This is a genomic window from Alteromonas sp. G4i13 (assembly GCF_054960505.1).
In genome coordinates this window covers 97,809-113,383 of sequence record NZ_JBHNYX010000003.1, presented here as the reverse complement: position 1 = coordinate 113,383, position 15,575 = coordinate 97,809, and the positions used below count along the sequence as shown (strand labels likewise).

At 43.8% G+C, this 15,575-nt stretch carries 10 protein-coding genes; 5 read left to right on the top strand and 5 right to left on the bottom strand.

The features are described from left to right. Nucleotides 1-2: 2 nt before the first annotated feature. Nucleotides 3-707 carry a sensor histidine kinase gene (locus ACFI6J_RS02255; protein WP_014976578.1) on the bottom strand — a complete coding sequence of 235 codons (705 nt, stop codon included), beginning with the start codon at nucleotides 705-707 and terminating at the stop codon, nucleotides 3-5. 208 nt (nucleotides 708-915) lie between these two features. Here ACFI6J_RS02255 and cysB point away from each other — a divergent pair, with 208 nt between their 5' ends. Then, complete coding sequence (gene cysB / locus ACFI6J_RS02250; RefSeq protein ID WP_014949524.1) at nucleotides 916-1,890, top strand: HTH-type transcriptional regulator CysB; 975 nt, start codon at nucleotides 916-918, stop codon at nucleotides 1,888-1,890. 85 nt (nucleotides 1,891-1,975) lie between these two features. On the opposite strand, the gene ACFI6J_RS02245 is transcribed toward cysB, so the two are convergent. The 3 genes from ACFI6J_RS02245 to pabB all read right to left on the bottom strand — a co-directional run bounded on the left by ACFI6J_RS02245 (nucleotide 1,976) and on the right by pabB (nucleotide 5,577). After that, nucleotides 1,976-3,349 (bottom strand): L-serine ammonia-lyase, encoded by a 1,374-nt coding sequence (locus tag ACFI6J_RS02245; protein WP_462585661.1) that lies wholly within the window; start codon nucleotides 3,347-3,349, stop codon nucleotides 1,976-1,978. Between the two features lie 153 nt (nucleotides 3,350-3,502). Beyond that, complete coding sequence (locus ACFI6J_RS02240) at nucleotides 3,503-4,075, bottom strand: CoA pyrophosphatase (RefSeq protein ID WP_462585659.1); 573 nt, start codon at nucleotides 4,073-4,075, stop codon at nucleotides 3,503-3,505. Nucleotides 4,076-4,137: 62 nt separating this feature from the next. Next, nucleotides 4,138-5,577, bottom strand: coding sequence for an aminodeoxychorismate synthase component I (pabB, locus tag ACFI6J_RS02235; protein ID WP_156086442.1), 1,440 nt, complete (start codon nucleotides 5,575-5,577; stop codon nucleotides 4,138-4,140). 268 nt (nucleotides 5,578-5,845) lie between these two features. On the opposite strand from pabB, the gene ACFI6J_RS02230 reads away from it, so the two are divergent. Next, nucleotides 5,846-7,375, top strand: coding sequence for a fumarate hydratase (locus tag ACFI6J_RS02230; RefSeq protein ID WP_014949528.1), 1,530 nt, complete (start codon nucleotides 5,846-5,848; stop codon nucleotides 7,373-7,375). Nucleotides 7,376-7,608: 233 nt separating this feature from the next. Then, nucleotides 7,609-8,898, top strand: a complete 1,290-nt coding sequence (gene rmuC / locus ACFI6J_RS02225) for a DNA recombination protein RmuC (RefSeq protein ID WP_156078364.1) — start codon at nucleotides 7,609-7,611, stop codon at nucleotides 8,896-8,898. Nucleotides 8,899-8,940: 42 nt separating this feature from the next. Here the strand turns inward: rmuC and ACFI6J_RS02220 are convergent, their stop codons facing one another. Next, entirely contained in the window at nucleotides 8,941-12,909 is a 3,969-nt protein-coding gene (locus ACFI6J_RS02220) for a S8 family serine peptidase (RefSeq protein ID WP_061485897.1), read from the bottom strand. Nucleotides 12,910-13,410: 501 nt separating this feature from the next. Here ACFI6J_RS02220 and ACFI6J_RS02215 point away from each other — a divergent pair. Both ACFI6J_RS02215 and ACFI6J_RS02210 read left to right on the top strand, forming a co-directional pair. After that, nucleotides 13,411-14,598 (top strand): thiamine pyrophosphate-dependent dehydrogenase E1 component subunit alpha, encoded by a 1,188-nt coding sequence (locus ACFI6J_RS02215; RefSeq protein ID WP_014976583.1) that lies wholly within the window; start codon nucleotides 13,411-13,413, stop codon nucleotides 14,596-14,598. Beyond that, complete coding sequence (locus ACFI6J_RS02210; protein ID WP_061485898.1) at nucleotides 14,598-15,575, top strand: alpha-ketoacid dehydrogenase subunit beta; 978 nt, start codon at nucleotides 14,598-14,600, stop codon at nucleotides 15,573-15,575. The genes ACFI6J_RS02215 and ACFI6J_RS02210 overlap by 1 nt, the downstream gene beginning before the upstream one ends.

The window sequence follows — 15,575 nt, the reverse complement described above, 5'->3', positions numbered from 1 at the left end:
TCTTACGGTATTTTTACTTCAAATACACTTCCACCGAGACTCCCGCCGTTGGAAAGGGCAATTGAGCCCACTTTATCTCCTTGAGAATGTGCGTTTGCAATTAACTTCGCAAAAAATAACCCCAACCCCGTTCTTCCTTGGCTTAACTCAAAGTCACAGAGCTCTTCGTGGCTTTTGGTTAACATCGCTTCGGGATAGCCACGACCATCATCCTCTATTTTAATGGTCATGAAGTCGTTCTCGTCTGCCTTGGCACTTACTATTATTTTGGATGTTCCATAGCGCATTGCGTTAATGATTACATCGTTTAATAACAAATAAATTAACTCACTGTCTAAGTACCAGCTAAGGTCATCTTCGATAGCGATGCTTATATCAATATTTTTCTGAGATACATATAACGCATTAGAGCCAACAACATCTTCAACCAAATCTTTGATGAAACTTTCGTCAACGGTAATGGGTAAACTTTCTAATTCAGCCCTGTACAAAGAGAGTACTTGAACAAGATTGGTGTTGAGCCTAGATGCTTCATAATGAACACTCGCAACCTGCTCTCTAGCTTTCTCGTCGTGAGGAGAAAGGGCGTCGCTGAGTGTTTCAATAGATTGAATAAGGAGAAAAAGTGAATTTTTCATATCGTGCACAGCAGCTGCCAACACCGATGAAAAATCAATTGTGGATGTAACTTGTTTACTGCTACTCATTATCTATCTAACACCGTGCTTTTTAATCACCTACCCATAATGTAGAAGAAATCGGACAAAGGCGAATAAATCCCACTCGAAAATGTAAAAATTCAATTATTTTCAACTTTATAATGCCAATTTCGTAATAGCAACTAGTAAAAAAAGGTGGTTTTGGTTATAACGGAGGGAGTACAGTGTCAGTCTATCGCATTAAACGGTGTAAAATATGAAGCTACAGCAACTACGGTATATCGTAGAAGTCCTCAATAACAATTTGAACGTGTCAGCAACAGCAGAGAGTTTATATACCTCACAGCCGGGTATCAGCAAACAAGTTCGCATGTTGGAAGATGAACTAGGTGTTCAGATTTTTGGCCGTAGCGGTAAGCATTTAACACACGTGACAGACGCCGGTAATGATGTAATCAATATAGCTCGTGAAATACTAGCCAAAGTAGAGAGTATTAAAGCGGTAGCAAGGGAGCACACGCTTCCAGATCAAGGTAAACTTAATATTGCGACTACGCATACGCAAGCCCGTTATGCATTACCTGATGTTATTCAGGGTTTCATGAGCAAGTATCCAAAAGTGTCATTACACATGCATCAGGGCACGCCGTCTCAAATTAGCGACCTGGCTGCAAAAGGGGAAGCCGATTTTGCTATCGCTACCGAGGCTCTTCACTTGTACAACGATTTGGTCATGCTTCCTTGTTATCACTGGAATCGCAGTGTAATAGTAAACAAAGACCATCCCTTGTCGAAAAAGGGCACTATCGATATTTCAGACATTGCCAAATATCCGTTGGTTACTTATGTTTTCGGTTTCACCGGGCGCTCTGAATTAGACCAAGCGTTTGAAAGAGCAGGGCTAACACCTAAAATCGTGTTTACCGCAACAGATGCCGACGTTATTAAAACCTATGTTCGCTTAGGTGTCGGTATTGGTGTTATTGCGTCGATGGCGGTAAGCGAAGAATTAGATGATGATCTTGTGAAGATAGATGCAAGTCACCTGTTCGATTACAGCACGACGAAAATTGGATTTAGGAAGGGGTCGTTCTTAAGAAGTTATATGTACGACTTCATTGAGCGTTTTGCGCCTCATCTGACCAAGGACAAGGTTGAGAAAGCTATGATGCTGAAAAATAACGAAGAAGTGGAAAAAATGTTTAAAGGCGTGACGCTTCCAGTAAAGTAAACGTAGCGCTTGTTGAAAACGTTCATTAAAAAGGGGCTAATTGCCCCTTTTTTCATTCCATACATTGTCTAGTTAGAACGAGGTGCTAACATTCGATAATATTTACCGCGAGTCCACCTCTCGCCGTTTCTTTATATTTAGTCTTCATATCATTACCGGTATCGCGCATGGTTTTAATAACCTTATCTAGCGATACTTTTTGCTCACCGGTTCCGCGCAGTGCAAGACGAGAAGCATTAATGGCTTTGATTGCACCCATGGCATTTCGCTCAATGCACGGAACCTGAACCAAGCCACCCACGGGATCACAAGTAAGGCCGAGGTTGTGCTCCATACCGATTTCCGCAGCGTTCTCTACCGAGGCAGCTGTGCCCCCCATAATTTCAGCTAACGCGCCTGCAGCCATTGAACAAGCGACGCCTACTTCTCCTTGGCAACCTACTTCAGCACCTGAGATTGACGCATTCTCTTTATAGAGAATACCAATAGCGCCTGCGGTAAGCAGGAATCGACTTGCTACTTCTTCATCAACAGGTCGAATAAACTTATCTACGTACTGTAGAACAGCCGGAATGATACCCGCTGCACCATTTGTAGGTGCAGTTACAACACGGCCGCCAGCTGCATTTTCTTCGTTTACAGCTAAAGCAAACAAGTTAACCCAATCCATAGTCTGCATAGGGTCGTTTGTGTGTTCAGTTTGAAGTCGACGGTATAGTCCAGGTGCGCGGCGAACTACTTTAAGCCCGCCAGGTAAAATACCTTCGCTTTCGATACCTCGTTGAATACAAGCTTTCATTACTAACCAAATGTTGTGTAGCTGTTGCTTCACTTCGTGCTTGAGCCTGAAAGTTGATTCGTTACGTAGCATCAGTGAACTAATGCTTAAGCCGTTAGTTTTACACAGAGCAAGAAGGTCACCGGCCGTTTTAAAAGGGAAGGGTACTGATGCTTGCAGGCTGGCCGCATGCGCTTTGGTCGCATCGAAGTCTTCGTCTTTTATGATAAAACCACCGCCAATACTGTAATAAGTTTGCTGTTTTACAAGCTCATCTTTCGCGTACGCATAAAACGATAAGGCATTAGCGTGTTTGGGGAGCGTTTTACGGCGATGAAAAACAATGGCGTTTTTGTTAGGAAAGCGCACTAATTTCTGGCCATTAAGGCAAAGCTTTTCCGTGTTGCGTATTTCTTCAAGTTTAGTCTCGATGCTGTCCACATCGACAACGTCTGGAAGTTCTCCTAGTAAACCGAGGATAACAGCTTTTCCTGTTCCGTGGCCGATACCGGTTTGGCCTAATGACCCAAACAGTTCAACTTTCACGCTATCCACTGAATCAAAAAGCGTAGCTTCCTGAGCGAGTTCGGTGACAAACTCGGCGCCTGCTTTCATTGGTCCTACGGTGTGCGAACTCGATGGGCCAATGCCCACGCTGAACATATCAAATACACTGATCATAAACTTTCAAAATTAAAACAAAGTAATAGTAAGATCATGCATCCACCACGGAAAAACCACAATACAGAAAAGCTAATAAAGGGATTAGTTTTGCTAATAAGCTGTAAAGTTTAATTTATAGTACACACAAGAGCGGATAAGCAAATACAAAGGCTAAGGATGAATATGATGAGATAGGTTGCGTAGCATTGCCGCCGTTGCGCCCCATATCATACGGTTTTTCCATGGGATAAAGTAAATTGGAAATGCCTTTTTATCGCGATGCGTCGTGTGAACTAAATGATTTCTTCTGTCTAAAACATGTGCGAGAGGCACTTCAAAAGCGCTTTCTACCTCATTTTTGTCAATAATCAGGGTAAAGTCAGGATTTACAAAGCCAACCACTGGCGCAATTTCATATCCGCTGATTGTTCGGTATCTAGGCAACATTCCTACTACGTCTACGTGAGTAGCGGGTAAACCAACTTCTTCTTCAGCTTCTCTAAGTGCCGCGTCAAAAAAAGAGTTGTCAGCTTCGTCGACCGCTCCGCCTGGAAAACTGATTTGACCTGGATGATGCTTGAGGTGGTGCGCTCTTTCGGTAAGCAGTAGTTGAAGCGAATTGCCATAATCTATCAGAGGGATAAGTACAGCCGCAGGGCGCCCTGTTTTTCGCAACGGAAAATCTGGCTCGGTGTGAGGCTGCCTTAAGTGGTGAAACTGTGATAGAAATTCGTTCTTTGTCATAGATATTTGCTTACAACCTATATGCTTACCTTTGTGCTAGCACATCACATACAAATACTGTGCTATTGGTTAATTGATTCAAGTACTGGCAGTATTCTAGACACTTTATCTAGGGTTTCTTGATATTCTTCGCTAGAAACAGAATCAAGCACAATACCACCACCGGCCCAGCAATGTAATCGACGGTTCTCTGCCAATACGGTTCTAATACAAATACTTGAATCCATGTCTTCACGAAAACCCATATAGAACACGCTGCCACAGTAGATATTCCGGCGGTGAGGCTCTAGCTCATCGATAACTTCCATCGCGCGGATTTTCGGTGCCCCAGTTATTGACCCCCCAGGAAATGCTGATGCCAGAAGCGATAAAGGCGAAGAAGATTCATTCAATTCACCAGTTACTGTACTTACTAAATGGTGCACAGCCTGATAACTTTCAAGAGCAAAGAGTGCTGGTACGTTCACCGAGTGAGGTTTGCAGTGCTTTGAAATATCGTTGCGCAGCAGATCTACAATCATGAGATTTTCTGCACGGTCTTTTTCTGCTGAGAGCAAGCTCTGAGCACTAGCGGCATCTTCTTCTTTGTCTTCAAATCGCGGGCGTGTACCCTTTATCGGTTTTGTTTCTACAACCCCATCTTTAACGCGTAGAAAGCGTTCTGGTGAAATGGAAGCAATACAGCCTTGGGGAAGGTTATAAAAAGCTGAAAATGGCGCTTGATTTTGATTGCGTAGCTCACAATATGCTTGCCACATATTCCCTTCAAACGCCGCGCTAAAACGTTGCGCCATATTTACTTGGTAGCAATCACCGGCACGCAAATAGGCGTGTATTTTATCCAAACAAGCTTCGTATTCCGTTTTAGACAAATTTGATTCGAACCGCGACGTTAACTTGAAATTTGGCTCAGGTGTTTCGTCGTTGAACGAAGAAAAAAACTGAGTCAGCGGTTGACTGTCAACGGAGCAATAATAGATATAACCTGTTTTTGTATCTTCAATAAGTGAACGAAGATAAAGGCCAACCGCGAAATCAGGGGTTTCGTAGTCATCTTTGGCGATGCTTGGCATGGTTTCATAAAAGCGCCCAGTATCATAGCCTGCCATACCAGCCACACCGATAATAAAAGGGAGGTGCGCTGTATTTACACTGGCATGTATCTCCACATTTGAAACGCGCGCATGTAAGTGTGATTGCACCGCTTCAAAGGGGGTCAATGTCAATTGCTGACGCTTTGAAGTGTTTAGTTCGATGAGTTGAACCTTATCACCTTTTGCTTCGATAACTGCGGAAGGTGAAAATGCCATAATATTGAAGCGTCCTTCACTTTTCGACGAACCGGAAGTATCTAGTAAAAGGGAATATGGGTGTGTAGAGACTCGCTTAAAAAGTGCATTGAAAACGGCTGTGATCTCGTCACAATTTAGCGCTAATTTATCGGCTAATTCCTCTGCAGTGAAACGGGAAACATGAACGTGAATAGTATCTGCGTGTGACATAGGTGTTTTCTGTACTTCTTTTTATCGTGGGCGTTTGGTGCTTGAATTAAGCACAAACTTCCTTCTATTTTTAACTGGCGTTAACAAATAAGGGCTAATAACCGATCACATTAGGCTGCTTTTTCAGATATCCCTTCAGCATAGTTTTTAAAAATGACTGGAATTAGCCACAAGCACATGGTTTTACATGGTGCGTTGTCTTCAGATGCGCTAGTATACGCTTTTTTAGCTAGCTAAGACCACGAAAGCCAAATAAAAAGAGGATGTCATGACCGTTATCCGTCAACAAGACTTCATTGACAGCATTGAAGATGCCCTGCAATTTATTTCTTATTATCACCCGCTCGATTACGTTAAAGCCGTAGAAGAAGCCTATAAAAAGGAAAAGAGCCAAGCCGCGAAAGACGCGATGGCGCAAATTCTTATCAACTCACGCATGTCTGCAGAGGGTAAACGCCCTTTGTGTCAAGACACGGGGATCGTAACCTGTTTTGTTAAAGTTGGTATGGGTGTGACATGGGATAAAACTGACATGACCGTTCAAGAAATGGTTGATGAAGGTACACGTCGTGCATACCTTAATCCAGACAATCCACTTCGCGCCTCTATCGTTGCTGACCCTGCCGGTGCGCGCAAAAACACCAAAGACAATACGCCATCTGTTGTGCATATCGACATGGTAGCGGGTGAAAAGATCGAAGTGATGATCGCGGCTAAAGGCGGCGGTTCTGAAAACAAGTCTAAAATGGTAATGCTTAACCCAAGCGATGATATTGCTGACTGGGTAGTAAAAACTTTGCCGACGATGGGGGCAGGCTGGTGCCCTCCAGGAATGCTGGGAATAGGTATTGGCGGTACGGCTGAAAAAGCAGCGGTACTTGCAAAAGAAAGCCTTATGGACCCAGTAGACATCCAAGAGCTTATAGAGCGCGGCCCGCAAACTACCGATGAAAAACTTCGCTTAGAAATTTTTGACCGCGTAAATAAGTTGGGTATCGGTGCACAAGGCCTAGGTGGTTTAACGACCGTTGTTGACGTTAAGATTAAGTCGCTACCTACTCACGCTGCGTCAAAACCTGTAGCAATGATCCCTAACTGTGCGGCGACTCGTCACGCACATTTTTATCTAGATGGTTCGGGTCCAGCGGAGCTTACGCCACCTAAATTAGAAGATTGGCCAGAAGTAACTTGGGAAGTGAGCGAAAACACTCGCCGCGTTAACCTTGATGAAGTAACAAAAGAAGATATCCAAGAGTGGAAAGTAGGCGAAACGGTACTGCTGTCAGGTAAGATGCTTACCGGTCGTGATGCTGCTCACAAGCGCATTCAAACCATGATGGAAAATGGTGAAGGTTTACCAGAGGGCGTTGATCTAACTAACCGCTTTATCTATTACGTTGGTCCTGTTGACGCTGTAGGTGACGAAGTGGTTGGTCCGGCTGGCCCGACAACGGCTACCCGTATGGATAAGTTCACTGACATGATGCTAGAGAAAACAGGCCTTATTGGCATGATTGGAAAGGCAGAGCGTGGTCCAGCAACCGTTGATTCAATTGCTAAACACAAAGCGGTTTATCTAATGGCAGTTGGAGGTGCAGCGTACCTTGTATCTAAAGCCATTAAGAAATCTCGTGTCGTAGCATTCGAGGACTTAGGTATGGAAGCAATTTACGAGTTCGACGTAGAAGACATGCCAGTAACCGTTGCAGTAGACAGTACGGGGGCCAATGCTCACAAAAATGGTCCGGCCATTTGGAAAGCAAAAATTGAAGAGCTTGATGCCTCGCTATCTAAATAGAGAGGAAGACAAAACTTAAGGTGAGCCGTTCTGCTTAAGAAAGCTAATTAGGTTTTTCATCACAGTATAAAAAACGGGTGCAATAGCACCCGTTTTGATTTGTGTAGTTTCATTTTTTCAAAGGATTACGTGCTAGACGTTTTGCCCCAATTTCATTTTAAATTTATACCAGTTGGTATATTTATCTGATTTTGTTTATAGTGCTGTACAAAATAACAGTATGAACGTGCACTATGTTAATTAACCTTATTTCTAGCGAGCCCATTTCCTTTCTTATAGCCTTCGTAAGTGTGTGTGCTTTTTCACTTTATTCATTTATTCGAGGCCAGGCGAATGCCACCAAGATAGCGCAGCTTTCGCAAATCAATGAGCAGCTACAAAATGATTTGAATAGCGAGCGTATTGCTATTGCCAAGCTTCAAGCACAAAACGAAGCGCACCAAGCAAGAATTCAGGCGCTTCATGCTGCGCATGAAGATAAGCTTGCGTCTATGAATGCATCTGAACAACGTCTGCATACGCAATTCGAAAATCTAGCAAATCGCATATTCGAAGAAAAGCAACAGCGTTACACGCAACAAACAAAACACAATATAGAAGCTGTTTTGGCGCCATTCAAAAACGAGTTAGATGGTTTTAAACGTCAAATCTCAGAACAACACATACGTGAGGGGCAGGAGCGAGCCTCACTTAAAACAGAGATTCTAAGTTTAAAGGCTCTCAACCAGAAAATTACGGAAGAAGCTGCAGCGCTGACCAATGCACTAAAAGGTGACAATAAAAAGCAAGGAAACTGGGGCGAAGTAGTGCTTGAGCGGATACTCAAAGAATCTGGTTTACGCGAGGGTCATGAATTTGAAACACAAATGTCAGCAACATCAGAGAACGGCAAGCGATTTCAACCAGATGTCGTGGTGCATTTGCCAAATGATAAAGATGTGATCATAGATTCAAAAGTAAGTTTGGCGGCCTATGAAAGGTATTACAACTGTGATGATGAAGCTGAGAAAGCGCAATTTTTAAGTCAACATGTGGCTTCTATAAAAGGGCACATCAAAGGCTTAGGCGCGAAGGACTACCAAACGCTGAAAGGCATAAAGACACTGGATTATGTGTTACTTTTCATTCCCATTGAGCCTGCATTTCTGATTGCTGTCGAAGAAGAACCAGATTTAGTCACAATGGCACTTAATCACAATATCATGTTGGTTAGCCCAACTAATTTACTGGTTGCACTGCGTACTATTAATAACATTTGGCAGTATGAGTACCAAAATCAAAACGCACAGCTTATTGCGGAACAAGCAGCAAAGCTTTATGACAAGTTCGTTGGGTTTGTGACGGATATGGAAAAAGTAGGTAAGTCGATGGATACCGCTCACGCAAACTACGAACAAGCAATGAATAAGTTAACCAGTGGAAGAGGGAACTTGGTAAGGCAAATAGAAAAGTTTAGAGAACTTGGCGTACAACCCAGTAAGCGAATGTCTCAGCACTTACAGCAACTTTCTCAAGACGATTAAAAAAGGCCGCAATTGCGGCCTTTTTTCTCTTATCAAAAAACGTTATGAACGTTTCATGCGTCTACGTAGGTAAACTGCTGGAGCAAGAAGCAATGCAATCCAGCCCATTGAACCACCAGACTTATCGTTAACGCGAATAGTCACGCTTTCTGTAGTAGTTTCAATACCATCTGAAGCCGTTACTTGAACCGTTACACGGTTAGACTGTTCGTTACTAGGCGCTGTATCAGTGAACGAAGTGCGCTCTACACCGTTAATGGTGATAGTCACGTCGTCTCCGTCTGCGTCAGTTGCAGAAGCAGTTACAGTGTAAGACTGACCTTCATCAACGCTAGTTGGAGCAGATATTGAAATAACTGGAGCATCTTGCACACCTGCAACCGCTACAGTTACTGTGCCTTCACCAACAATTTCACCTTCAACTGGCTCTTCGTTTTCATCAATTGTACCTTCAACACGAACGGTGTATGTAAATGAATCTTCACCGAAGAAGTCAGTATTTGGTGCATACGTTACTGTTCCATCATCATTTACAGTTACTGTGCCATTTGCTGGCTCACCAGAAATTACAACTGTTGATGGATCAAGAGGCGCTTTATCAATAGTGATAGGCGTAAACGTACGGAACTCACCAGACAGAGAGTCCATGGTGAATTTATTGATGATTGTGCTGTCCATTTCGTTAGCAAGAATGTTAGCCGTTACCGACGCATCTTCGTTAACTGACAACATGTCGTCCATATACTCACTAGATGGAACAACAGTACCTGCGTAACTGATAGTAACTTCGTCACCCGCATTAGCAGTTAGTACAAATTCGTCACCTTCAACTGGAAGGGTACCTTGAAGGCCCGCAGATGTTAGTGCAGCGTATGTTGTACCAACGCTACCTGAAATGTTTTCGGCACCAACTACCGTTGCGTAAACAGGTGAGTCCATTGGACCATATACAAAGTTTACGTTGCCTGTTTCGTACTCAAACCACAACTGGAAGTTAAAGCTTGTGCCATCTTCATTCCAAATTTGAGCGTTTTCCCACTCAACAACAAAGTGACCTGTTGTAAGGCTTACTGCGTAGATATTACCAGCGCCTGCACCGCCACCCGCAAGGTCAAAATCAGTCCAATAAGGTGCGACAATATTGTTTGGCTCACTTAGGCTTGGCAATACTTCTGCAAACGGTGTAGTAATGTTGCCAGAGCTTGTACCTAAAGATACAAAACCATTAGATGAAATCTGCATGGTTGTGTATTCGCTACCTAAGTAAGTGATAGTGCGAGGTAGGCTTACTTCAATTGAAGCGTCATCACACGAACCAGAGCACTCTAGCGGCGCAACACCAATAGATGCCATTGGTACGTAACGGTCAAGTCCAAAACCTTCAAGTATGTCACCAATAGTAGTATCTGCGTTCATCGAGAAAGAAGCAGTGTTAAGTGCGCCTTCCCAATATACGGTACCTGAGTCAGCGTCATAGCTTACTGGCTCTTGGTTTCCGTTTTTAACAGCAGAAATTGTAGAAGGGTTAATCGCATATTTGTGGTCAATTTCACCCGTGATGCTGATCATACCAGTTACGTCAGTGTTAGTAGCAAACGCTTCGGTTACTACCAATTCACCTTCAGCTGCTACTTGCGTGCTTACATCGCTATCAAACAATGATGGTTCATCACTGCTAATAGGATAGATAGCTACTGGGATGAAGTAATCGGTTGTTGTGTCGTCAGTGTCTGCCCAATTAATACCACCGAAAGACCATGACCCTGTAGACGCTGTTGTTACATCTACTGCTACCATAATTTCAGCTGAAGCACCTGCTGCAAGGGTTGCCATTTGAGGTGTAACGGTTGCAGAAATAGCTGAGTCATTAAACATTGCTGTAGCATCGACTGTAACTTCTTCATCGCTGGTGTTTGTTACAGTGATAGACATTTCGCAGTTCAGGTAGCAGTTACCGTCTACTAAGCTTAAATCGCTATAAGTTAGCTCTACCGTTGTTGCACGAGGAAGATCTAAACGACCTGCACCCATGTCAAAGTTGTCTGCTGCGGTAGACGCATCTTCTTTCAAAATATCGCGAATTGAAGAAGTAACAAGCGCACTCTTTATCTGCTGTGCAGTCCAATCAGGATGCATTTGCTTAAGAAGTGCAGCTGCACCAGCTACGTGTGGCGATGCCATTGAAGTACCGTTCTTGAACGAGAAGTTCTGGTCTTCGTGTCCTGGTGCATCCGGTGATTCGCCAGAGAAGATGCGAGTACCAGGAGCAGCAATATTAGGCTTAAGGAACGTCGGGTCGCCGTTAGGACCGCGAGAGCTGCTTTCATTCATGATGTCAGCAAGGCTGTCTGAAACAACGCGAACAATATCGCTACCGATAGTTACATTTAGCGACTCTTCAGTAGTTTCAGCTAGGTTAGCAAGCGCTAAACCTGGTGTAGCAGGAAGCATAAGTGATGGAATTGTTTGAGCTTCACTTAAGCCGCCCATTAATATTGGCGCTTCACCGCGTCCATCAACGTTATGAATAAGAACAGCAGTTGCTCCCGCTGCCTCTGCGTTCTCAATTTTAGTCACGAAACCACACGTACCACGGCTGATAAGCGCAATTGCACCATCGAACGCGCCCGCAGCAAATGCATCACAACCTTCAACGTTTGCCGCATCTACTTCGCCTGCATAAACAACAGGTGCAGTAATTGGGCTATCAAATACAATGGCAGGGTTGCCGACTGAGTAAAGTGCCGGAATAGAACCTAAAGTGGTATCGCCTTCAACGGTCACCTCGTTTGCGAACAAACGACCTGTTGTTGTATTTGCGACCGTTATTACGTCTTCTGAACAACCAGGACAGCCAATAGTGCCAGCACCCGGACCATCGTTACCCGCTGCAAAAACGGTAACAACGCCCGCATCGTGCATGGCTTCAAGTACGTCTTCATATACTGAGCCGTTAGGGTTTCCACCTGCACCGCCACCCCACGAGTTATTTACAATGTCAGCACCATCTGTAAGCGCAGCTTCAAGCATAGAAAGCAGCATTGAAGAAGCACCGCTAGAAGAAGCAGGGTTAGCTGGTGTGGCATACAAACCTTTGTAAACCATTAGATAAGCAGCTGGCGCAACACCAGAGATTTCAGCTTCTGCGCCATCGCGCTCTGCCATTACCCCGTAATTACCTACTGCTGTACCTGCTACGTGCGTACCGTGTCCATTGAATCCTAGCGGGCTCTCGTATTCTTCTTCAACAACAGAGAAGCCTTCTACGATGTCTGCTGCGCGAGCAACAATCAGTTTATTGTTACAAAAATCAGGAACTTCTGAACAGTAGTCGTCAGTAGGAAGTGTCGCAGCATCAGGTGCTGTAAAATTTTCACCACTGAATAAAGGGTTTTCTGGACGAATACCACTATCGATGATCGCTACTTTCACGCCTGCACCGGCGCTTTCCTTGCCGCCGAACTGTTCCCACGTTTGAACTGCACCGATCAGATCCAAACTAGCGTCCATTTGGGCATGGTGTACTAAGTCTGGGTATACCGCTTTTACCGTTGAAAGGCTGGAAAGCTTATCAAGTGCACTCTTTGAAACGATACCCGCAAAACCATTAAATGCTGCTGTGTAAGACATGTCAGCTTTGAATGACTTATCGAATGACTTGATAGACTGGATAACCGATTGCTGTTGAGCTTCAAGGAAAGATTGATATTCCTTCGCTGCATTTGACTTGAAATTTACCTTTTGACCTTTGTGGGCAGCCATGCTGCTTACACTTGGATTTACTGCGCTGAATTGCGCCATAGGCACGTCAGTAAGTTGTACGATAACACGTACGCTATCACTATCCGCTTGGATTGCATTTGCAAGAATATTCTTTTTGTCGAAGGATGCTTCGATGGCGTTACGTTGTTCAACGCTGTGGCCAGATAATTGATTTGATATTGCTAGTGCACCAAAGGCTGAGCCTGTTAATGCGGTAGCAATAACCGTACTAAGGATTGTTTTTTTCATAATTATTCTCGTGTGAATAGTTCCCTGGAGCCCAACGATTTTTTTGTTTGCTTAAAAGGTCATTCGCCTTTTTTAAAACGCAACTTATCGCTGTGACTATCTATTACTAGCACACTTTTTTTCTTTTTGTAACGTGTGTTTCTGCAATACACAATTTACACATTTTGTTACATTTAACGACGATTAGTCGTTGCATAGATAACTTCCTTTTTTCATTGAAGTTCTAAGCAGTAGATTATTGGATATATAAGCGTTTGAAACGTTAGAAACTCTATTACTGGATGTGAATGAGAAATGATTGTCCTACTCGGTTTTCATATTTTTTACATGGGGTTTACGTTTTTAGGACGAATATCCTTTTCATTTAGACTAATTGAGTATGTCTATTTCACCCATTTGAAAAAATGCCAATGAATAAGTAGGACGCTCCTGCATTTTCTCAACTAGCATATTGTTATCACTATAAGTCGCTATTAACCCTCATATTTAAGGGGAACAAACGTGAAAGACAGAAATCATTTGGCCGAAGTAAAAACAACAAATAAGGTCGAAATTATTACTAAAGGGGTTGTTGATATCCCAATGCTGCAAATCCTTTCTGCCGAAGGTGAACTCATTGAAAAAGCAGTTGAACCTGACCTCAGCAAAGAAGAAGCATTAAAAATATTTAATACCATGCATTACATTCGAGTATTGGATGAACGTATGGTGGGTGCACAGCGCCAAGGTCGTATTAGTTTTTACTTGGCAAGCACGGGTGAAGAAGCGGCGTCAGTTGCAAGTGCAGCAGCACTCTCAGACGACGACATGATCATGTCTCAGTACCGTGAGCAAGGCGCATTAGCCTACCGCGGATACACCACAGAACAATTCATGAACCAAATGTTTAGCAATAAAGACGATCCTAACAAAGGACGTCAAATGCCTATCCATTATGGTGACAAGCCACTTAACTTCATGACGATATCTTCACCACTAGGCACACAGATCCCTCAAGCATCTGGTTACGCCTATGGTCAAAAAATGTCGGGTAAAGATGTGGTTACTATCTGTTACTTCGGGGAAGGTGCAGCGTCTGAAGGAGACTTCCACGCAGGGTTAAATATGGCCGCTGTTTTAAACTGCCCAGTTATCTTCTTTTGCCGAAATAATGGCTACGCCATTTCAACACCAGCAGAAGAGCAATTCGCGGGTGACGGCATTGCTTCGCGTGGCTTAGGTTACGGTATTAAAACTATCCGTGTTGATGGTAACGATGTGTTAGCCATTTATGCAGCTACTAAAGAAGCCCGTCGTATCGCCATTGAAGAAAAGTGTCCTGTACTTATTGAAGCCATGACTTATCGCTTAGCGGCGCACTCCACGTCAGACGACCCAACAGGCTATCGCTCTCGTGAAGAAGAAGATAAGTGGCGTGCAAAAGACCCTATCGCTCGTATGGCGAAATGGTTAGAAAGCAAAGGCTGGTTTGACGAGGCTGAGAACCAAAAGCGCGTCGATAAAGCAAGACAAGACGTTTTAGCAGCAATGAAGAGTTGTGAAAAGACTGACGTATGTGCCATTGAAGACATTGTCGAAGATGTATACGACACAGCACCTTGGCACTTAAAAGAACAACTCAGTGAATTGAAAGCGCATATTAAGAAGTACCCTAAGATGTACCCTAAAACAGCAGGGAGAGTAAAATAATGGCTAAGATGAATCTACTTCAAGCAATTAATAATGCACTCATCACAGCCATGACCGAAGATGAGAAAGTAATGGTCTTTGGTGAAGACGTGGGCCATTTTGGTGGCGTGTTCCGTGCAACCAGTCACCTTCAAGAAAAATTTGGTAAGGCGCGTTGCTTTAACACGCCGCTTACTGAACAAGGCATTATTGGCTTCGCGAACGGCTTGGCCTCACAAGGCTCTGTACCTATTGCTGAAATTCAATTTGGTGATTACATTTTCCCTGCATTCGATCAAATTGTGAATGAGACGGCTAAATGGCGCTACCGTTCAGGCGGTCAGTTCGATGTGGGTACGCTAACAATTCGTACACCTTATGGTGGCGGTATCGCAGGCGGCCACTACCACAGTCAATCACCAGAGGCATTCTTCGCTCACTGCCCAGGGTTAAAGATTGTTATCCCTCGTGACCCTTATCAGGCAAAAGGTTTGTTGCTTGCGTCAATTCGCGATAAAAACCCTGTATTGTTTATGGAGCCTAAACGCCTTTACCGCGCTTCGGTATCGGAAGTGCCTGAAGAAGATTACGAACTGCCATTAGGTAAGGCAGATATTGTTCAAGAAGGTACCGATATCACGTTACTAGGGTGGGGCGCGCAAATAGAAATTCTGCAAAAAGCCGCAGAAATGGCTCTTGAAGATGGTGTGTCGTGTGAAATTATCGATTTACGCAGCATATTACCGTGGGACGTTGAAACGGTTATGCAATCTGTAATGAAAACAGGTCGCTTATTGATAAACCACGAAGCACCGCTAACGGGTGGCTTTGCGAGTGAAATCGCAGCGAGCATTCAGGAACGTTGTTTCTTATATCTTGAAGCGCCTATTGCGAGAGTGTGTGGTTTAGACACGCCGTATCCTTTGGCGCACGAAAAAGAATATATGCCAGATGAAACAAAGACGTACGAAGCCATAAAACGTACGCTTCACTACTAA

Excerpts from the sequence above, each read along its gene's own strand:
- ACFI6J_RS02255 (WP_014976578.1), bottom strand. The coding sequence starts at position 707 with ATGAGTAGCAGTAAACAAGTTACATCCACAATTGATTTTTCATCGGTG.
- rmuC (WP_156078364.1), top strand. The coding sequence starts at position 7,609 with ATGTTAATTAACCTTATTTCTAGCGAGCCCATTTCCTTTCTTATAGCC.
- ACFI6J_RS02210 (WP_061485898.1), top strand. The coding sequence starts at position 14,598 with ATGGCTAAGATGAATCTACTTCAAGCAATTAATAATGCACTCATCACA.
- pabB (WP_156086442.1), bottom strand. The coding sequence starts at position 5,577 with ATGTCACACGCAGATACTATTCACGTTCATGTTTCCCGTTTCACTGCA.
- ACFI6J_RS02240 (WP_462585659.1), bottom strand. The coding sequence starts at position 4,075 with ATGACAAAGAACGAATTTCTATCACAGTTTCACCACTTAAGGCAGCCT.
- ACFI6J_RS02230 (WP_014949528.1), top strand. The coding sequence starts at position 5,846 with ATGACCGTTATCCGTCAACAAGACTTCATTGACAGCATTGAAGATGCC.
- cysB (WP_014949524.1), top strand. The coding sequence starts at position 916 with ATGAAGCTACAGCAACTACGGTATATCGTAGAAGTCCTCAATAACAAT.
- ACFI6J_RS02220 (WP_061485897.1), bottom strand. The coding sequence starts at position 12,909 with ATGAAAAAAACAATCCTTAGTACGGTTATTGCTACCGCATTAACAGGC.
- ACFI6J_RS02245 (WP_462585661.1), bottom strand. The coding sequence starts at position 3,349 with ATGATCAGTGTATTTGATATGTTCAGCGTGGGCATTGGCCCATCGAGT.